The organism is Dyella sp. A6 (assembly GCF_036320485.1).
Classification (GTDB): Bacteria; Pseudomonadota; Gammaproteobacteria; order Xanthomonadales; family Rhodanobacteraceae; genus Rhodanobacter_A; species Rhodanobacter_A aluminiiresistens.
In genome coordinates, this window is record NZ_CP132911.1 from 3310222 (window position 1) to 3328910 (window position 18689).

Below are 18689 nucleotides of genomic sequence, written 5' to 3' on the forward strand. Positions count from 1 at the left end.
CAAGCCGTCACCCACCTCCGGCGCATCTCATCTGCGCATGGCTGGATCGACTCAGATCGGGCCGACGCAAGCGATCCCAGTGATTCCATACCTGTCGCAAACATGTTTGTATTCGGTCTTAAGATAAATAAGAGGGTGTCATGACGCTTCACACCGTTCGCGCAGCTTCCTTCATCGGCATGGCGCTGATGGCGAGCTTCGGAACCTGCGCCGCAGGCTCCACCGGCAATGCCACACATCCATGGATGAACCCCCATCTCTCGCCCAACCAGCGCGCCACTCTAGTGCTGAAGGCGATGAACGAAGATCAGAAATTCCAGCTGATCAGTACCCAATTCGGCGACACCGAGAACGGCCACGTGATGGCGCCCGGCGCCCTCGGATCAGCCGGCTACGATCCGGCAATCCGCTCGTTGGGCCTGCCCGCCTTGCAGGAGAGCGACGCCGGCCTTGGCGTCGCCAAGCCACTCAAGCTGGGCGCCACCGCCCTACCCTCCGGCTTGTCCACCGCAGCCAGCTTCGACCCCGCACTGGCCTATGCCGGCGGCGCGATGATCGGCAGCGAGGCCCACCACCGCGGTTTCAACGTGATGCTCGCCGGAGGCGCGGACCTGGTCCGCGACCCGCGCAATGGCCGCAACTTCGAGTACGCCGGCGAAGACCCGCTGCTCACCGGCTTGATCGTCGGCAACGCCATCGCCGGCATCCAGAGCCAGCACGTCGTTTCGACCATCAAGCACTTCGCGCTCAACGACCTGGAAACGGCGCGCACCGAACTGAGTTCCGACATTGCGCCGGCCGCTGCTCGCGAGTCCGACCTGCTGGCGTTCGAGATCGCCATCGAGACCGGCCACCCCGGTGCGGTGATGTGCTCCTACAACCGTATCAACAGCGTCTACGCCTGCGAGAACGACTGGCTGCTCAACACGGTGCTGAAGCACGACTGGCACTACCCCGGCTATGTGATGTCAGACTGGGGTGCGGTCCACAGCGCGGCCAAGGCAGCCCTGGCCGGATTGGACCAGGAGTCGGCCGGCGAAACCTTCGACAAGAAGGTCTACTTCGACAAGCCGCTTCGCGCAGCAGTGGCCGCCGGCAAGGTCCCCCAGTCGCGCATTGACGACATGGCCCGGCGCATACTGCACAGCCTGTTCGCCGCTGGCGCGATCGATCATCCGGCGGTGCAGGCACCGATCGACTTCGCCGCCGACCGCAAGGTGGCGCAGCACGTCGAGGAAGCCGGTGCGGTGCTGCTGCGCAACCAGGGCAACATTCTGCCGCTGTCTGCCGCGCAGTCGATCGCGGTGATCGGCGGACATGCCGACAAGGGCGTGCTGACCGGCGGCGGTTCCTCTGCAGTGCAGTCGCCCGAGGGCAATGCCGTACCCGGTCTGGCACCGACCGGATGGCCCGGCCCGCGCATCTATCAGCCGTCGGCACCACTGGCCGCGATCCGCCAACGCGCACACGGCGCCGTGCATTACCTCAGTGGCCAGGACATCGCCGCGGCCGCGCGCCTGGCCGCCAAGTCCAACGTGGCCGTGGTATTCGTCGAGCAGTGGGCCGCCGAAAGCTTCGACGCGCCGCACCTGACCCTGCCGGGCAACCAGGACGCCCTGGTCGAAGCCGTGGCCAAGGCCAACCCGCACACCATCGTGGTGCTGGAAAACAACGGCCCGGTCGCCATGCCCTGGCTGCACCAGGTCGATGGCGTGCTCGAAGCCTGGTATCCCGGCGCCGGCGGCGGTGAAGCGATTGCCCGGCTGCTCTATGGCGAAGTCGACCCCGCCGGCCGCCTGCCAGTGACCTGGCCGCGCAGCGAATCGCAGCTGCCGCGCCCCAGCATCCCCGGTGCCGGCCTCGCATCCATCGGCCTGGTGCCCCAAGGCAAGCCGGCCATGCATGTCGACTACAACATCGAAGGCGCCGATGTCGGCTACCGCTGGTACCAGCACAAGGGCTTCAAGCCGCTGTTCCCGTTCGGCTACGGCCTGACCTATACCCACTTCGCCTACAGCGGCTTCAAACCCGAGCGCGTGAACGGCCGCGTCATGGTCTCGTTCACCGTGACCAACCGCGGCAGGCGCAGCGGCGTGGACGTGCCGCAGCTCTATGTGACGCTACCCGGCAAGGGCCAGGTGCGACGTCTGGCCGGTTGGTGCCGGGTACAGCTGAAGCCTGGCCAGTCCGCCCACCTTCAGGTCGCGGCCGACCCCCGTCTGCTGGTGAATTTCGACAGCGCGCGGCAAGAGTGGCAGCGGCCTGCTGGCAGCTACCTGCTGCAACTCGGACACTCGGCCACGTCGTTCCAGGGTCAGGATCATGTCACCCTTGCTGCAGCCACCTGGCCGGCAACCGCCGCACCGAAGGGCCAGCCGCAACCCTGTGTCGACTCCCCGTAAATCAGTGCCAAGCTAAATTAGAGGTTGCCGGGTCGTTCTGAAGTCGGAATTCGACGGGCGTGAGCCCGTCGAGGCTGTCGTGGGGAGTCTCGTTGTTGTAGTCGGCCAGCCACCGTTCCGCGTGCTCACGTACTTCGGTGAGCGTGCGGAAGATGTACATGTCGAGCACGCCACGGCGGAAGCTGCCGTTGAAACGCTCGATGAAGCCGTTTTGCATGGGCCTGCCGGGCTCGATGAAGTCCAGAGTGATGCCTTTGCGCTCGGCCCATTCGGCCAGCGCCAGTGCGATGAATTCCGGCCCGTTGTCCAGGCGAAGCTTGGCCGGATAGCCGCGCCAGGCCGCAATCCGCTCCAGCGTGCGGATGACACGCGTGGCGGGCAGGTTGAGGTCGACCTCGATGGCCAGTGCTTCGCGACTGAAGTCGTCAATCACGTTGAACGTCCGGAAGCGCCGCCCATCCCACAGGGCGTCGGACATGAAGTCGATCGACCAACTAGCGTTGATCTGCTCGCCAGCCACCAAGGGCATCGGATGCCGGTTCGGTACACGCTTCTTGCCGCGTCGGCGGCGATTGAGTTGCATCCGGCAATACACGCGCCACACCCTCTTGTGGTTCCACACCAGACCGCGGCGTCGAATCAGCTGAAACAGCTTGCCGAAGCCACGCTCTGGAAACCGTTCCGCCAGTTCAGCGAGCAGCGCAATCACTTCCTCGTCCCGATCCGGTCGGCGGCGGTAACGCGCCGTTGATCGCGACAAGCCCATCGCCGAACAAGCCCGGCGCTCGCTCCAGCCGTAGTGATTCATCAACCACGTCAGCAGCGGGCGCTTGTGCGCCGGGTCTACAACTTTTTTGCAATCAGATCCTTCAGCGCGTGGTTCTCCATCGCCAGCTCGGCATACATCCGCTTGAGCTTGGCGTGCTCCGCCTCGACGTCGCGCAGCCGCTGTATGTCGGACGCTTCCATCCCGCCATACTTGGACTTCCACACGTAGTACGTGGCGTCCGATATGCCCAACTCGCGGCACACATCTTTGACCTGCCGACCGCCTTCGACCTGCTTCAGCGTCGCGACGATCTGACTTTCGGTGAACTTGCTCTTGCGCATCTTCGGTCTCCTTGGGGCTAGTTTGCCCGGAGACCTCCAGTTATGCCTGGATCAAGATTACGGGGAGTCGACAAATGGAGCTTATAACGGTTTGGCTTGACCGCTTACGATCACTGCCGCAGACGGCGCTAGATCAGATGGCGCTATTGGCATGAAACGTGGGGAAACCTTAGAACCGGACCCCGATCCGGGGCATACCTCCGCCCGGTATGTGTAGCTGTCCGCTCCCTGGCTGCTGGCCCGATTAATTCCATCTATCTCATTATCTCAGGCAGACCACCTTTGGTATCGTCAAGGGTGCGCCAGGAAACGCATCCTAATACTTAATTTCGTGTCACACACGCTGGCTCGAAATATCATTTCTGCAGTTCTTGGCTTTTTCAATGTCCCATCTCCCTTCTTTTGAAGGATTGCAAATAGAATCCTGCTTCTGCCATGCCCACGCAGAGCTGCACTACGTAGATATTTAGCAGCAAGCCGATGGTTCTTCGCAACACCAAGACCTTTATAATAAATAGTTGCGATATGGCTTGCGACAAATCCATCCACATCATCTTCTAATTTGAATTTTTTAAACCAAAATAGAGCCTCGCTATAATTATTTTGCACACCCTCCCCCCCTCGAAAGTAGATATAACCGAGTGCGATCAATGCCGATTGATCGCCTTTCGACGCACGCTCACGAAGTCCATCAACATAGGGCGCAAATTTGCCCTTCCTCATTGCGTCACTCAACAACTCGCGCTGCGAATGATTATCCGACATAGCTAAACTGCCCAAAGAGAATGACTGCTTCGCCATACGTTGTTGCGCTTGGACTTCAAGGAACCGGCCCGCTTCCACGGACACCTTCTTCCGCGTGTGTCGACGGGCCGGATACAACTTTATTGTCTGAGATACAACTTTATTGTTCAGGATAGAACTTGGCGGTTTCTATGATCAAGTGCACCACCCCACGACAAGGTGATGCATGGGTCAGCACTATGGACATCTGAGCGCCGAAGAACGGGGCGCGATCATGGTCGGCAAGGCTCGGGGGGAGAGTGCCCGGCAGCTCGCCCTGATGCTGGGTCGCTCACCCAGCACGATTTCGCGGGAGCTGGCTCGCAATGGTCACCAGGAACCGTCCGTCCTGCCTCGGATGGGTCGGCCAAGGTTGAGCTACGACGCCAGTCGAGCCGGCCAACGCGCCCGGCGCCTGGCACGTAAGCCGCGGCGCGAGCGCAAATTGCGGCGGGACGGTCAGCTGTGGTGCCTCGTGCGCCGCTTGCTGGGCAAGGGCTGGTCACCTCAACAGGTGAGTCGCACACTGCGGCGTCATCACCCGGATGAGCGAGCCAAGCACGTGTCGCACGAGACGATCTACACCGCGATCTATGCCGCGCCACGCGGCGAACTGCGGCGGGGCCTGGTCGCACTTCTGCGGCAGCACAAATGTGCGCGTCGGCCGCGTGGTCAGGGTGCGAACCGGCGCGGCCGGATGCACGACTTGCCGAGCATTCATGATCGTCCACTCGAAGCCAATGAACGGCTGTTGCCCGGCCACTGGGAAGGCGACTTCATCAAAGGCGCCCGTAACCGATCCTCGGTGGGCGTACTGGTGGATCGTCGGACACGTTTCCTGAAGCTGGTGAGGATGGAGGGGTGTTTGGCGGAGGATGCGCTGAAAGGCTTCAGCCGCGCATTCCGGCCGCTGCCACCGGAACTGCGCCAGACGCTGACTTACGATCAGGGCAAGGAAATGGCGCTCTACCGGACGCTATCGGAGCGCACTGGATTAGCGATCTACTTCGCCGACCCACGTAGCCCTTGGCAACGCGGCATCTGCGAGAACACCAATGGCCTGCTGCGCCAATACCTGCCTAAAGGTACGGACTTGTCGGTCTACAGCCAGAAGCAGCTCGACGCGATCGCCCGACGCATGAACCTCCGGCCACGTGCCACTCTCGATTACCACTGCCCTGCAGAAATGTTCATCCGTGCCATGGGCAGAGATGATCTGGCCGATGCCATCGATGGTGCACTTCTAGATTGACACCGCCCTTTATTGTCGGTAGACAAGCAGACAACGCCGGTGTACACGCTTATTCGACGGTCACCGATTTCGCCAGGTTGCGGGGCTGGTCGACGTCGGTTCCGCGCAGTACGGCCACGTGATAGGCGAGCAGTTGCAGGGGCACGGTGAATACGGCCGGGGCGATGAAGTCGCCGCCGCTGTCGATGCGCAGGATGGTGCCGCGTGAGGCATTGCCATCCATGCTGGCGGCGCCATCGGCGAATACCACCAGTTCGCCGCCGCGCGCGCGGACTTCCTGCAGGTTGGATTTGAGCTTGTCCAGCAATGGCCCGTTGGGGGCCACCGCCACCACCGGCATGTCTTCGTCCACCAGCGCCAGCGGACCGTGCTTGAGCTCGCCTGCCGGGTAGGCCTCGGCATGGATGTAGGAGATCTCCTTGAGCTTGAGCGAGCCTTCCAGTGCCACCGGGAACTGCGCGCCACGACCCAGGAACAGGGCGTGGTGACGGGGAATGAAGTGTTCGGCCAGCTCCTCGATCTGTGGCTCCAGCTTCAGGGCGCTCTCGATCGCGCGCGGCAGGTGCTGCAACTGGCTGCAGAGATCGAGATAGCGGGCGTTGTCGATGCCGCGCTGATGCGCCAGCTGCAGCGTGAGCAGGGCGAGTGCGGCGAGCTGGGTGGTGAACGCCTTGGTCGAGGCGACGCCGATTTCCGGACCTGCACGCGTCATCAGCTTGAGATCGGCTTCGCGTACCACCGATGATTCGGGTACGTTGCAGATCGCCAGTGTGCCGAGGTAGCCCCGGCGGCGCGATTCGCGCATCGCCGCCAGCGTATCGGCGGTTTCGCCGGACTGCGAAATGGCCACGAACAGCGTGCCGTCCGGCACCACGGCTTCGCGGTAGCGGTATTCGCTGGCCACTTCCACCGCCACCGGCAGGCGCGCGTATTCCTCGATCCAGTACTTGGCCACCATGCCGGCGTGATAGCTGGTGCCGCAGGCGATGATATGCAGGCCTCGCACCCTGGCCAGCAATTCGTCGCCACCGACACCGAAAATGTTCGGCAGCACGCCGTTCGGGCCGACCCGCGACTCCAGCGTATCGGCCACCGCGCGCGGCTGCTCGAAGATTTCTTTCTGCATGTAGTGGCGGTATTCGCCGCGCTCCACTGCATCGGCGGATAGTTCGCTTTCGTGCAGCTCACGCTGTACCGGCTGGCCGGTCAGATCGAACACCTGCACCTGCTCGCGGGTGATCTCGACGACGTCGTCCTCGTCGAGATAGATCATCCGGTTGGTCACCTGGATCAGCGCCTGCGCATCGGAGCCCAGATAGTTTTCGCCGATACCCACACCCACCAGCAGCGGTGCGCCACGGCGGGCGCCCACCACGCGTCCCGGTTCGTCGCGGCTGATCACCGCGATCGCGTAGGCACCCTCAAGCCCGCGCACCACGGCCAGCACCGCCTGGCGCAGGGTCATGCCGCTGGCGATGCGTTCCTCGATCAGCGCGGCCATCACCTCGGTGTCGGTTTCGGACGTGAACACATGGCCGCGTGCCTGCAGTTCCTCGCGCAGGGATGCATAGTTCTCGATGATGCCGTTGTGGACGATGGCCACGCGGCCGGCGATGTGCGGATGGGCGTTGGCCTCGTTCGGCACGCCATGCGTGGCCCAGCGGGTATGCGCGATGCCGGTGCCGCCGACCAGCGGATCGGCCAGATACAGGGCCTCCATCTCGCGCACCTTGCCCTTGGCCCGTACCCGCCGGATATCGCCGGCATCCAGCACGGCCAGGCCGGCCGAGTCGTAGCCGCGGTATTCCAGCGCCTTCAGCCCGGCGATAAGCAGGGGTGCAACATCACGCTGGGCGGTAGCGGCAACGATTCCACACATGGACGGTCGATCCTCGGGGTTGGGGCGGAACGGGAGATTCCATCACGCCCGGCAAAGTAGCGTGGCACCGTTTCGAGAGGCTTTCATGCCGCGCGGGTACCGCCGGTGCCGCCGCTGCCCGCGCGAAAGTCCTTCGCTCAATGCACCTTGCGGCGCAGCCAGTTGAGCAGATCGATACGTGTGATGAGACCCATGAAATGGTCGCCATCGACCACGATGGCCACATGGCCGCGCTCGAATACCGGCAGCAGCGACTCGATCGGCGAACAGACGTCAAGCATCTTCAGGTCGGTGATCATCGCCACCGAAACCGGGTCGCGGAAACGCGCCTCGTCGGCATGCACATGCATCAATACGTCGGACTCGTCGAGGATGCCAACCAGACGACTGCCGTCCATGACCGGAAGCTGCGAGACGTCGTACAGCTTCATGCGCGTGTAGGCGGTCATCAGCAGCTCGTTCGGCCCCACGATGATGGTGTCGCGTTGCGCGAACGGACGCAGCAGCAGGTCACGCAGGTCGCCGTGCCGCTCGCGTTCGATGAAGCCGTTGTCCAGCATCCAGTAGTCGTTGTACATCTTCGACAGGTATTTGTTGCCGGTGTCGCACACCAGCGATACCACTCGCTTCGACGTCTCCTGCTCGCGGCAGTAACGCAGCGCGGCCGCCAGCAGCGTGCCGGTGGACGAACCGCCCAGCACACCTTCCTTCGCCAGCAGCTCGCGGGCGGCAAGAAAGCTTTCCTTGTCGCTGACGGCATAGGCCTTCTTCACCCGCGAAAAGTCGCTGATGGTCGGCAGGAAGTCCTCGCCGATACCCTCCACCATCCAGCTTCCCGACTTGGTCGAGAGCGTGCCCTCGTTGATGTACTGCGCCAGGATCGAACCGACCGGATCGGCCAGCACGATTTCGGTGTGCGGCGAATGCTCGGCGAAGAACGCCGACAGCCCGGTCATGGTGCCGGACGAACCGCAGCCCACCACCACCGCGTCCACCCGACCGTCCATCTGCTCGAGGATTTCCGGTCCGGTGGTCTCGTAGTGCGCGCGCGGGTTGTCCGGGTTGCCGAACTGGTTGATGAAGTAGGCACCCGGGGTTTCGCGTGCGATGCGCTCGGCCATGTCCTGGTAGTACTCCGGATGGCCCTTGGCCACGTCGGAGCGCGTGAGCACCACCTCCGCCCCCATCGCCTTGAGGTTGAAGATCTTCTCGCGGCTCATCTTGTCGGGCACGACGAGGATGAGCTTGTAGCCCTTGGCCTGCGCCACCAGCGCCAGGCCAAGACCGGTGTTGCCGGCGGTACCCTCGACCAGGGTGGCGCCGGGCTGGATCCGGCCGGCCCTCTCGGCACCCTCGATCATCGCCAGGCCGATGCGGTCCTTGATCGAGCCGCCCGGGTTCGCGCTCTCCAGTTTCAGGAACAGGCTGCAGCGGCCCGCGTCGAGGCGCTGGGCACGAATCATGGGGGTGTTGCCGATCAGTTCGAGGACGCTGGTCTGGACCGTCATGAGGACTCCGTGGTCGAAAATGCGAGACGGCGTGCCGCTTCGCAGTGATCCGTGATGATAACCGAGCCCCCGTCGGCAAGCGTTTCACACGCGCTGACCCTGAAACGCTCGCGGCCCCGCCAACCTTCCATTCCGGAAAGGCCGCGGGGCCGCGTTACAGGATCAAGCCGTGCCGTTTCAGTGGATGAGGTGCGCCTTGGTGTCCCACATGCGCTGCAGGCGTTCCTTGGCCTGGAGCTTCTCGCGTTTCATGCCCACCAGGGTTGCATCATCGATGGGAAGAACGCCGATTTCGGCATCATGCACCTTGCTGTCGAGCTCCTTGTGGCGCTGGTAAAGCCGGCGGAATTCCGCATCGGCCTTCATCAGGGCTTCGACATCGTCACGCGGCTGGCTTTCGAACATATCCGACCTCCTCGCAATGGGACGGCGGGCGCCTGACCGGGGCGCCCTGAAAACTGGAAAAGCACGCACCCGCCCGCGCACCGCGCCTGCCACGGCAGATTCGGTGTACCGGAAATGGAAGGGGACTGGGGCATATTTCAGGTCGATGACCCGTGCGGCACAAATGCCCCACGGGTATTCGACCCTACTCCCCGGCCGTGACGTGCGCAAGCGTCATGCGACAGTCCGACCGCGCCCGTCAATTCGCGTGAAAAACGCGTAAAACCAGAGGCTTGGAGTGCCTGCCAGAATCAGTGCTGTGCGTCGTGATGCAGCTTCTTGGTCTTGTGCTTTTCGCTGGGCGCAGACGTCGTGCCGGCATCTTTCTGCAACTGCGTGCGCATCGCGCGCGCCGCCTCGGCAGCCAGGGCGGCCTCGTGACGGGCAGCCCGGGCGACGCGACTCTGCGCCGCGGCCAGTCGGCGGGCACGCTCGGCCTCGGCCTGCGCGGCCTGGGCCTGGCTGGCTGCCATTTCGCCCTGCTGCTGCAGGCGCACGGTCTCCTGCTGGGCCATCTGGTATTGCATGCGCTGGAACTCCAGTTCCTTGCGCGCCGCATCCGCCTCGATCTGGCTCCGCTGCAACAGCAGCCGGTCATGCTCGCTCGAAAGGTGGCCGAGCTTGGCCTGGGCGGCGGCCAGTTCGGCCGATGCGCGGGCCTGATCGACACTGCGTTCGGCCATGTACAGCGCATGCGGCCGCTCGTGCGAGCTGGCATCGGCCAGGTTGGCGATGGCATTGCGGGCCAGCGCCTGCTCGGCCTGCGCGTAACCGCCCAGGGTCGGGTCGCTGGACAGCTGGCTCAGGCTGTTGGTCAGGCGCGTGATGTCCATGTCGTCCTTGCGCGCCATCGCCGAACCACACACGGCCAGTCCCAGCAGCATGGTGGCGAGCAGGAAGTAAAACCGCTTCATGGCTGGCCTCCGGGGTTGGTCGAGGAACTGCTGGCCGGCGCCGGGGGCGGCGTATTCTGGCTTGCATCGGGCATGGTCTGGAAACCGTTGCCCTGGGAGATCGGGGCACCCAGCACCGAAGCCGACGGCGCCGGCATGGTCTGCTGGATCGGCGCCTGCGCCGGCAGTGCCGACGAAGCCGGAGCCGCCGGCGCTGCCGTGGCAGCCGGCGCGGCGGCAGACGACGCGGATGCCGGCTGGCCCGCCGCAGCGGCGGCGGCAGCGGCCTGCTGCTGCGCCAGCTGAGCCTGCTGGGCCGCTTCGTGCTGGGCGTTTTCGGACTTGGCTTCCGCGTTCTCCGCGCTCAGCCGCTGATTGGCCTGGGACTTCTGCAGAATCAGCGCACGCGCCGCACCCAGCTGCGCCTTGGTACGGGCCAGCACGGCGTCGGCATTGGACTCGGCAGCCAGGTCGGCGGCCTGCGTGTACTTGCGGTTGGACATGGCCATCTGCGCCAGCTGGAACTTGTCCTGCGCGTTGCCCAGGTCGACCGGGTCATAATCGGCCGCACCGGCCTGGCGGGCCGACTGCAGTGCCGTTTGCGCCTGATTCATGGCAGCATCGGGCGGCGGCACGCTGGCGCAGCCGCCCAGTGCGAGCACCACGGCAGCAAGCAACAGGCCGGCTGCCGTTGCCGCATCGCGGCGGCGGCACCCGGGCAACAGGGTGAATCTGTGGGCCATCACTCAGTCCTTATCCCATATCAAGGCATATTGTGGAAGGGCATAATCCACGATTGCAACGCGCACAAACAGGGGTCACACGGTGGATATCGGTTACTTCCTCAAACTGATGGTCGACAAGGGCGCTTCGGACATGTTCCTGTCCACCGGCGCGCCCGTGAACATCAAGGTCGAGGGCAAGCTCTACCCGCTGGGAAATACCGGCCTGCCCAGCGGCATGGTGAAGAAAATCGCGTATTCGCTGATGGACGAAGGGCAGGTTCCGCAATTCGAACGTGACCTGGAACTGAACATTGCACTGGCGGTGAAAGAAGCTGGCCGCTTCCGCATCAACGTGTTCAAGCAGCGCGGCGAAGTGGGCATGGTGATCCGCGCCATCAAGAGCGAGATCCCCAACATCGACCAGTTGCAGCTGCCCAGCATCTTCCGCGAGCTGATCATGGAGCCGCGCGGGCTGATCCTGGTGGTCGGCGCCACCGGCTCGGGCAAGTCCACCACCCTGGCGGCGATGCTCGACCACCGCAACTCCAATTCGCCCGGGCACATCCTCACCATCGAGGACCCGATCGAATACCTGCACCGGCACAAGCGCTCCATCGTCAACCAGCGCGAAGTGGGGCTGGACACGCACAGCTATCACGAGGCGCTGAAGAACGCGATGCGCGAGGCGCCGGACGTGATCATGATCGGCGAGATCCGCGACACCGACACGATGGAGGCGGCGATCGCCTTCTCCGAGACGGGCCACCTGTGCCTGGCCACGCTGCATTCCAACAATGCCGACCAGACGCTGGAACGCATCCTCAACTTCTTCCCCGAGTCGGCACACAAGAACGTGCTGATGAACCTGGCCCTGAACCTGAAGGCCGTGATCAGCCAGCGCCTGGTGATCGGCAAGGACGGACGTCGCCTGCCGGCGGTCGAAGTGCTGCTGAACACGCCGATGATCCGCGACATGATCCGTCGCGGCCAGGTGCAGGACATCAAGGAAGCGATGGACCGCAGCCTGCAGGAAGGCATGCAGACCTTCGACCAGTCGCTGTACAAGCTGTACAAGACCGGCCGCATCGAGCTGGACGAAGCGCTCGCCAAGGCCGACTCGCGCGACGGCCTGTCACTGAAGGTGCGCCTGGCCGAAGGCGGCGGCAACGAAGCAGCCGGCGCCGACGTGGAATTGAGCAACGACCCCTACGGCATGGGGTTCTGAAAGCAGGCGTGAGCGAAGAGGAGTGAAGAGAATTCGCGCAGCTTTTCTCTCACTTCTCACCCCTCGCTCTTCGGCGCATCCGCCTGCGCCTCCGGCACGGCGGCACGGAACGCCTCCAGTGCGCCGCAGGCTTCGTCGATACGCCTGATGGTGGGGTAGTCGTCCATCGGCAGACCCCAGCGACGCGCGTTGTAGCACTGCGGCACCAGGCAGGCGTCGGCCAGCCCCGGCGTGTCGCCGTGGCAGTAGCGACCGGTGGCCGGGTCCCGCGCCAGCATGGTTTCCAGGGCACCGAAACCGGTGGCGATCCAGTGCTGCATCCACGCGGTGACCTGTTCGTCCTGCGCGCCGAATGCCGCACGCAACTGCTGCAGCACGCGCAGATTGCCCAGCGGATGGATGTCGCAGGCCACGGCCTGCGCCAGCGCACGTACCCGGGCCCGGCTGCGCGCGTCACTGGGCAGCAAGGGCGTCTCGGGATACATCTCTTCCAGGTATTCCATGATCGCCAGCGACTGGGTGAACGTGCGCGCCCCGTCGCGCAGGCTGGGCACCAACTCCTGCGGGTTCAGCGCGGCATAGTCGGGAGCATGCTGCTCGCCGCCATCGCGGACCAGATGCACCGGGCGGCCTTCCCATGCCAAGCCCTTCAGGTTCAGCGCGATGCGCACGCGGTACGCGGCGCTCGAGCGCCAGTAGCCGTAAAGTACGAGTCCGGACGTCATGGGCCACCCCCTCTGGTCGAAAGCACGCAGTGTAATTTGCATCGCCCCGGAGCGGGCAGGACAATGCTCGGCTCTGGCCGCCGCCGCGGCCCCGCCGACCACCCACGGGAGTTTCCGACGTGACCGTCATCCGCATGAGCGACCTCGACCTGCGCGGCAAGCGCGTGCTGATCCGCGAAGACCTGAACGTGCCGATCGACGATCAAGGCCGGATCACCTCCACCCAGCGCCTCGACGCCGCCCTGCCCACCATCGAGGCCGCGCGTGCTGACGGCGCGAAGGTCATGGTGATCTCCCACCTGGGCCGCCCGAAGGAAGGCAGCTTCGACGAGGCGTCCTCGCTGGCACCGGTCGCCACCTGGCTGGGCGGCAAGCTGGGCACACCGGTGCGGCTGGTCCGTGACTACCTCGACGGCGTGGACGTCGCCGACGGCGAGGTGGTGGTGCTGGAAAACTGCCGCATGAACGTGGGCGAAGGCAAGGACGACGAAGCGCTGGCAAAGAAGTACGCGGCGCTGTGCGACATCTTCGTGATGGATGCCTTTGGCACCGCGCACCGCGCGCAGGCGTCCACCCACGGCGTGATCAGGTTCGCCCCGGTGGCCGCGGCCGGCCCGCTGCTTTCGGCCGAACTGGACGCCCTGGGCAAGGCGCTGGAACAGCCAGCGCACCCACTGCTGGCCATCGTGGCCGGCTCCAAGGTGTCCACCAAGCTGACCCTGCTGGAGAACCTGATCGGCAAGGTGGACCAGCTGATCGTGGGCGGCGGCATCGCCAACACCTTCATCGCCGCGATGGGCCATTCGGTCGGCAACTCGCTGGTCGAGGCCGACCTGGTAGACGCCGCCAGGAAGGTCATGGCCGATGCCCGCCGGCGCGGCGCCGAGGTGCCGATGCCGGTCGACGTGGTGGTGGCACCGGCGTTCTCTGCCAACGCCCCGGCCACGGTGAAGGCGGTCGATGCGGTGCAGGACGACGAAATGATCCTGGACATCGGCCCGGAGACCGCGAAGCAGTACGCCGAACTGATCGCCAAGGCCGGCACGGTGGTCTGGAACGGCCCGGTCGGCGTCTTCGAATTCGACGCCTTCGGCAAGGGCACCGAGACGCTGGCGCGCGCGATCGCCGCCTCGAAGGCGTTCTCCATCGCCGGTGGCGGCGACACCTTGGCGGCGGTGGACAAGTACGGCATCGCTGCCGATGTTTCCTACATCTCGACCGGTGGCGGCGCCTTCCTCGAGTTCCTCGAAGGCAAGGAACTGCCGGCGGTGGCGGCGCTCAAGGCACGCGCCTGAATCCCATGCTCTGCCTGTTCGACCTCGACGGCACGCTGATCGATTCGGAACCGGGCATTACTGCCTGCATCCATTACGCGCTGGACCGGCTCGGCGTTCCCACGCCCGCCGACCTGCGCGGATGGATCGGCCCACCCCTGAGGCACAGCTTCGCGCCGCTGCTCGACCACGACAGCGCACGCATCGAGACGGCCGTGGGGTTCTACCACGAGCGCTTCGCCACACAGGGCTGGCGCGAACACAAGGTGTACCCCGGCGTGGCCGCATTGATCGAACGCCTGCGTGGCGCCGGGCACCGCCTTGCCGTGGTCACCAGCAAGCCGCTGCAGCACGCCACCCCCATCATCGAGGCCCTGCCGTTCGGCCGCGCCTTCGACAAGCTTTACGGCCCCGACCCGCGTAGCGCGCATAGCGAAAAAGCCAGCATGATCGCCACCGCACTGGCCGATTTCGGTGCGGCGCCCACGGCGACTGCGATGATCGGCGACCGCCACTTCGATATCGAGGGTGCGGTCACCAACAGCGTCGCCGGCATCGGCGTACTCTGGGGCTTCGGCCATCGCGAGGAACTGCAGCAGGCCGGCGCACAGGCCATCATCGCCACGCCCGAGGCACTCGGCGACTACCTGCTGGGCAACTGAGCCTGCGTCCCTGTCGATCACCACCTGCTGCACGGCGGCAGGCGATCGCGTACCTGTGCGCGGTATCTTTGGCGAGCCTTGCTGCAACGCACTTCCACAGCGCGAAACAGATGACGCTGCACAAGCAACCTGATATAAGATAAAAAGTATTACAAATAAGGGCGCAGACTTGGCCGGCGCGACGCCGGAGCCTGCGATGGGGCAACGAAGCCGGCTGCGACCACCGTAGCGGCCAGGTCTTAAGGAGAGGGGCGTGGTGAAGCCGATAGCCGTGCGGAACCTGCACAACCAGGTAGTTCACGAACTGGGGCGCCTGATCGTCGGCGGCGAACTGGTGCCCGGAGAAGTCCTGCCGCGGGAGGAACTGCTGGCCGAACGCATGAGCGTGAGCCGTACCGCACTGCGCGAGGCGATGAAAGTGCTGTCGGCCAAGGGGCTGATCGAGTCGCGTCAGAAGACCGGCACCCGCGTGCGCGACACCATCCACTGGAACCAGCTCGACGCCGACGTGCTGGCCTGGCGCTGCGCCTCGATGCCTACCGAGGATTTTGTCGAGAAGCTGGTCGAGATGCGCGAGATCATCGAACCGGCTGCGGCGGCCGCAGCGGCGCGGCGGCGCAGCGCGGAACAACTGGCACGCATCGAGACTGCCTACGCGGCGATGGACGCGGCCACCACGCTGGAGCAGTGGACCGAAGCCGACCTCGCCTACCACGAGGCCATGCTGCACGCGACCAACAACGAACTGATGACTTCGCTGTTCTCGGTGATCGAAACGGCGCTGGGCACCTACTTCACGTTGTCCGCACGCACCGCCACCAACTTCAAGTATTCATTGCCTCACCACAAGAAAGTGCTCGATGCGATCCGCCGGCACCAGCCGGAAGTGGCACGTCAGGCGATGAACAAGATGGTGACCGACTCGCGCAGCAACATCCGCCGGCACACGAGGAAAGCCTGAACGCGATGAACGGCCTGATCGGACTCGACTGGGGCACCTCCAGCCTGCGTGCCTACCGTTTCGACGCGACGGGCCACATCGCGGAGACACGGGCCCGCCCGTGGGGTATCCGTCACCTGCCGGCAGGCGGCTTCGACGCGGCGCTGACCAGCATCACCGAAGGCTGGCCCGCGTTGCCGCGGCTGGCCTGCGGCATGGTCGGCAGCCGTGGCGGCTGGCAGGAAATGCCCTACCTCGACCTGCCGGCCGACGCAGCGCAGCTTGGTGGCGCCATCGGCACCCTGCGCGCGGCCGATGGCCAGGACGTGAACCTGGTGCCCGGCCTGCGCGACCCGCATGGCCCGGACGTGATGCGCGGCGAGGAGACCCAGCTGGTCGGCGCACTGACGCTGGACGCCGCTTTCGCGGCAGCTGCCACCTTCATCCTGCCCGGCACCCACAGCAAGTGGGCGCGGGTACGCGACGGCGCCGTCGTCGCATTCCGCACGCTGATGACCGGCGAGCTGTACGCCGTGCTTCGACAACACTCGATTCTCGGTGCCGGCGGCGCCGAAAGCGTCGACAGTCCCGACGCTTTCGCACGCGGCGTGGTTGCCGCACGTGACAGCGCTGCGGCCGGCGCGTTCAGCCGTCTGTTCTCCGCCCGCGCGCTGATGCTCGATGGCGTGCTGGAAGCCGCTGCCGTGCCCGACTATCTGTCCGGCCTGCTGGTGGGCGAGGAATTCCGCGCCGCGCTGGCCGACGGGCTGGCCCGGCGCGACCGGCCGTTGCAGCTGATCGGCGACCCCGTCCTGTGCGAGCGCTACCGTCGCGCCGCCACGCTTTTCGACATCGACCTGGCCCCATCGCTGGAAGACGCCGCGGCCCACGGCCTGTGGCGGCTGGCGGCACAGGCCGGCCTGGTCCGGCCCGTTTCCGAGGTAACCCAAGCATGCTGACTCCCTGGCTTTCCCCGCTGCCGCTGGTGGCGATCCTGCGCGGACTGCGTCCCGACGAGGCGGTGGCCACCGGTCGCGCCATCGTCGATGCCGGCTTCCGCATTTTGGAAGTACCGCTCAACTCGCCGCAGCCGACCGACAGCATCGCCCAACTCGCCGCAGCACTGGGCAACGACGTGCTGGTCGGCGCCGGTACGGTGATGTCGCCCGACGACGTCGCCGCGGTGGCCGCTGCCGGCGGGCGACTGATCGTGATGCCGCATGCCGACGTCACGGTCATCCGTGCCGCCAAGGCCTCCGGCCTGCTCTGCGTCCCCGGCGTAGCGACGCCGACCGAGGCGTTCGCGGCACTGGCCGCCGGTGCCGACGGCCTGAAGCTGTTCCCCGCCGAACAGGCCGCCCCGGCCGTACTGAAAGCCTGGCGCGCGGTACTGCCACGCGACGTTCCGGTACTGCCGGTGGGCGGCATCAGCCCCGACAACATGGCGCCATGGGTTGCCGCCGGCGCGGCCGGTTTCGGCATCGGCTCGGCGCTGTTCGCACCGGGACGTTCGCTCGACGACACCGCAGCACGCGCACGCGCCTTCGCACAAGCCTGGCGCGACCTGGCGACATGATCGCGGAACGCGCCGCATCACCGTCGACTGGCCGTATGGCCCCACCCTTCACCGACCTTTTTTCCATCGTCTTTCCATGGCTTGCGCGCCGACAACTTGTGGCGCGGAGCGCTTGAAGATCACCAGCAGGCTCCCAGCATGAAGATCACCGCGATCACCACCTTCCTTGTTCCGCCGCGCTGGCTGTTCGTGCGCATCGATACCGACACCGGCCCCAGCGGCTGGGGCGAACCGGTTGTCGAGGGCCGCGCACACACCGTGGCCGCCGCCGTGGAAGAGCTTTCCAGCTACCTGATCGGCAAGGACCCGCGCCATATCGAAGACCACTGGAGCGTGCTCTACCGCGCCGGCTTCTACCGCGGCGGACCGGTACTGATGAGCGCCATCGCCGGCATCGACCAGGCGCTGTGGGACATCAAGGGCAAGGACCTCGGCAAGCCGGTGTACGAGCTGCTGGGCGGCCCGGTGCGCGATCGCATTCGCGTGTATTCCTGGATCGGCGGCGACCGTCCTGGCGATACCGCACGCGCCGCGAAGGAAGCGGTAAGCCGCGGCTTCACCGCGGTGAAGATGAACGCCACCGAGGAAATGCAGTACGTCGACACCCATGACAAGGTCGAGCGCGTGCTGGAAAACGTGCAGGCCATCCGCGACGCCGTGGGGCCGAACGTCGGCATCGGCGTGGACTTCCACGGCCGCGTGCACAAGCCGATGGCCAAGGTGCTGATGCGCGAGCTGCTGCCGTACAAGCTGATGTTCATCGAAGAGCCGGTGCTGTCCGAATACCTGGAGGCGATTCCCGAGCTGGCCGCGATCTCGCCGGCACCGATCGCGCTGGGCGAGCGGCTGTATTCGCGCTACGACTTCAAGCGTGTGCTGACCACCGGCGGCGTCGACATCATCCAGCCCGATCCCTCGCATGCCGGCGGTATCACCGAGACGCGCAAGATCGCGGCGATGGCCGAGGCCTGGGACGTGGCGGTGGCGCTGCACTGCCCGCTCGGACCGATCGCACTGGCCGCCAACCTGCAGCTGGACGCGGTCTGCCACAACGCCTTCATCCAGGAACAGAGCCTGGGCATCCACTACAACGCCGCCAATGACCTGCTCGACTATGTCACCGACCGCAGCGTATTCGCCTACGCGGACGGCTATGTGAGCATGCCCAGGGGCCCCGGCCTCGGCGTCGAGGTGAACGAGGAGTACGTGATCGAGCGCGCCAAGATCGGTCACCAGTGGCACAACCCGGTGTGGCGCCACCAGGACGGTAGCGTGGCGGAGTGGTGAGCAC

The 18689-nt window shown here is 65.3% G+C and carries 17 protein-coding genes; 9 read left to right on the forward strand and 8 right to left on the reverse strand.

Annotated elements, in window-relative coordinates:
* Nucleotides 1-140: 140 nt before the first annotated feature.
* Complete coding sequence (locus tag RA164_RS14780) at nt 141-2402, forward strand: beta-glucosidase family protein (protein ID WP_329741599.1); 2262 nt, start codon at nt 141-143, stop codon at nt 2400-2402.
* A 1-nt stretch (nt 2403) separates the two neighbouring features.
* On the opposite strand, the gene RA164_RS14785 is transcribed toward RA164_RS14780, so the two are convergent.
* A protein-coding gene (locus RA164_RS14785) for an IS3 family transposase (protein ID WP_329741600.1) occupies nt 2404-3512 on the reverse strand; the annotation gives its coding sequence in 2 pieces (ribosomal slippage) (nt 2404-3251 and nt 3251-3512; 1110 coding nt in all).
* A gap of 291 nt (nt 3513-3803) precedes the next feature.
* Nucleotides 3804-4355 carry a tetratricopeptide repeat protein gene (locus RA164_RS14790; RefSeq protein ID WP_329741601.1) on the reverse strand — a complete coding sequence of 184 codons (552 nt, stop codon included), beginning with the start codon at nt 4353-4355 and terminating at the stop codon, nt 3804-3806.
* A 127-nt stretch (nt 4356-4482) separates the two neighbouring features.
* Between RA164_RS14790 and RA164_RS14795 the strand changes: the two genes are divergently transcribed.
* Nucleotides 4483-5547 (forward strand): IS30 family transposase, encoded by a 1065-nt coding sequence (locus tag RA164_RS14795; RefSeq protein WP_329741524.1) that lies wholly within the window; start codon nt 4483-4485, stop codon nt 5545-5547.
* A gap of 49 nt (nt 5548-5596) precedes the next feature.
* On the opposite strand, the gene glmS is transcribed toward RA164_RS14795, so the two are convergent.
* The 5 genes from glmS to RA164_RS14820 all read right to left on the reverse strand — a co-directional run bounded on the left by glmS (nt 5597) and on the right by RA164_RS14820 (nt 11014).
* Complete coding sequence (glmS, locus tag RA164_RS14800) at nt 5597-7426, reverse strand: glutamine--fructose-6-phosphate transaminase (isomerizing) (protein ID WP_329741602.1); 1830 nt, start codon at nt 7424-7426, stop codon at nt 5597-5599.
* A gap of 137 nt (nt 7427-7563) precedes the next feature.
* Nucleotides 7564-8934, reverse strand: coding sequence for a pyridoxal-phosphate dependent enzyme (locus RA164_RS14805; protein ID WP_329741603.1), 1371 nt, complete (start codon nt 8932-8934; stop codon nt 7564-7566).
* 177 nt (nt 8935-9111) lie between these two features.
* On the reverse strand, nt 9112-9339 hold the full coding sequence (locus RA164_RS14810; protein WP_329741604.1) for a YdcH family protein: 228 nt from the start codon (nt 9337-9339) through the stop codon (nt 9112-9114).
* Nucleotides 9340-9629: 290 nt separating this feature from the next.
* Nucleotides 9630-10292 (reverse strand): hypothetical protein, encoded by a 663-nt coding sequence (locus RA164_RS14815; protein ID WP_329741605.1) that lies wholly within the window; start codon nt 10290-10292, stop codon nt 9630-9632.
* The gene (locus tag RA164_RS14820) at nt 10289-11014 is read right to left on the reverse strand and encodes a DUF4398 domain-containing protein (protein WP_329741606.1); all 726 of its coding nucleotides are present in this window, start codon (nt 11012-11014) and stop codon (nt 10289-10291) included. The genes RA164_RS14815 and RA164_RS14820 overlap by 4 nt, the downstream gene beginning before the upstream one ends.
* Nucleotides 11015-11096: 82 nt before the next feature.
* Between RA164_RS14820 and RA164_RS14825 the strand changes: the two genes are divergently transcribed.
* Complete coding sequence (locus tag RA164_RS14825) at nt 11097-12221, forward strand: PilT/PilU family type 4a pilus ATPase (RefSeq protein WP_329741607.1); 1125 nt, start codon at nt 11097-11099, stop codon at nt 12219-12221.
* A gap of 56 nt (nt 12222-12277) precedes the next feature.
* Here RA164_RS14825 and maiA read toward each other — a convergent pair whose 3' ends face one another.
* Entirely contained in the window at nt 12278-12946 is a 669-nt protein-coding gene (gene maiA / locus RA164_RS14830) for a maleylacetoacetate isomerase (protein ID WP_329741608.1), read from the reverse strand.
* Nucleotides 12947-13080: 134 nt separating this feature from the next.
* Between maiA and RA164_RS14835 the strand changes: the two genes are divergently transcribed.
* The 6 genes from RA164_RS14835 to dgoD all read left to right on the forward strand — a co-directional run bounded on the left by RA164_RS14835 (nt 13081) and on the right by dgoD (nt 18685).
* Nucleotides 13081-14241 carry a phosphoglycerate kinase gene (locus RA164_RS14835; protein ID WP_412731113.1) on the forward strand — a complete coding sequence of 387 codons (1161 nt, stop codon included), beginning with the start codon at nt 13081-13083 and terminating at the stop codon, nt 14239-14241.
* Nucleotides 14242-14246: 5 nt separating this feature from the next.
* Nucleotides 14247-14882 (forward strand): HAD hydrolase-like protein, encoded by a 636-nt coding sequence (locus RA164_RS14840; RefSeq protein WP_329741610.1) that lies wholly within the window; start codon nt 14247-14249, stop codon nt 14880-14882.
* 253 nt (nt 14883-15135) lie between these two features.
* Nucleotides 15136-15843 carry a FadR/GntR family transcriptional regulator gene (locus RA164_RS14845; protein ID WP_329741611.1) on the forward strand — a complete coding sequence of 236 codons (708 nt, stop codon included), beginning with the start codon at nt 15136-15138 and terminating at the stop codon, nt 15841-15843.
* A 5-nt stretch (nt 15844-15848) separates the two neighbouring features.
* Nucleotides 15849-16781: a 2-dehydro-3-deoxygalactonokinase gene (locus RA164_RS14850; RefSeq protein WP_329741612.1), complete on the forward strand. Its 933-nt coding sequence runs from the start codon at nt 15849-15851 to the stop codon at nt 16779-16781.
* Nucleotides 16775-17398, forward strand: a complete 624-nt coding sequence (locus RA164_RS14855; RefSeq protein ID WP_329741613.1) for a 2-dehydro-3-deoxy-6-phosphogalactonate aldolase — start codon at nt 16775-16777, stop codon at nt 17396-17398. The genes RA164_RS14850 and RA164_RS14855 overlap by 7 nt, the downstream gene beginning before the upstream one ends.
* A gap of 138 nt (nt 17399-17536) precedes the next feature.
* Nucleotides 17537-18685, forward strand: a complete 1149-nt coding sequence (gene dgoD, locus RA164_RS14860; protein WP_329741614.1) for a galactonate dehydratase — start codon at nt 17537-17539, stop codon at nt 18683-18685.
* Nucleotides 18686-18689 lie beyond the last annotated feature (4 nt).

Excerpts from the sequence above, each read along its gene's own strand:
- RA164_RS14780 (WP_329741599.1), top strand. The coding sequence starts at position 141 with ATGACGCTTCACACCGTTCGCGCAGCTTCCTTCATCGGCATGGCGCTG.
- RA164_RS14795 (WP_329741524.1), top strand. The coding sequence starts at position 4,483 with ATGGGTCAGCACTATGGACATCTGAGCGCCGAAGAACGGGGCGCGATC.
- glmS (WP_329741602.1), bottom strand. The coding sequence starts at position 7,426 with ATGTGTGGAATCGTTGCCGCTACCGCCCAGCGTGATGTTGCACCCCTG.
- RA164_RS14805 (WP_329741603.1), bottom strand. The coding sequence starts at position 8,934 with ATGACGGTCCAGACCAGCGTCCTCGAACTGATCGGCAACACCCCCATG.
- RA164_RS14810 (WP_329741604.1), bottom strand. The coding sequence starts at position 9,339 with ATGTTCGAAAGCCAGCCGCGTGACGATGTCGAAGCCCTGATGAAGGCC.
- RA164_RS14815 (WP_329741605.1), bottom strand. The coding sequence starts at position 10,292 with ATGAAGCGGTTTTACTTCCTGCTCGCCACCATGCTGCTGGGACTGGCC.
- RA164_RS14820 (WP_329741606.1), bottom strand. The coding sequence starts at position 11,014 with ATGGCCCACAGATTCACCCTGTTGCCCGGGTGCCGCCGCCGCGATGCG.
- maiA (WP_329741608.1), bottom strand. The coding sequence starts at position 12,946 with ATGACGTCCGGACTCGTACTTTACGGCTACTGGCGCTCGAGCGCCGCG.
- RA164_RS14835 (WP_412731113.1), top strand. The coding sequence starts at position 13,081 with ATGAGCGACCTCGACCTGCGCGGCAAGCGCGTGCTGATCCGCGAAGAC.
- RA164_RS14840 (WP_329741610.1), top strand. The coding sequence starts at position 14,247 with ATGCTCTGCCTGTTCGACCTCGACGGCACGCTGATCGATTCGGAACCG.
- RA164_RS14850 (WP_329741612.1), top strand. The coding sequence starts at position 15,849 with ATGAACGGCCTGATCGGACTCGACTGGGGCACCTCCAGCCTGCGTGCC.
- RA164_RS14855 (WP_329741613.1), top strand. The coding sequence starts at position 16,775 with ATGCTGACTCCCTGGCTTTCCCCGCTGCCGCTGGTGGCGATCCTGCGC.
- dgoD (WP_329741614.1), top strand. The coding sequence starts at position 17,537 with ATGAAGATCACCGCGATCACCACCTTCCTTGTTCCGCCGCGCTGGCTG.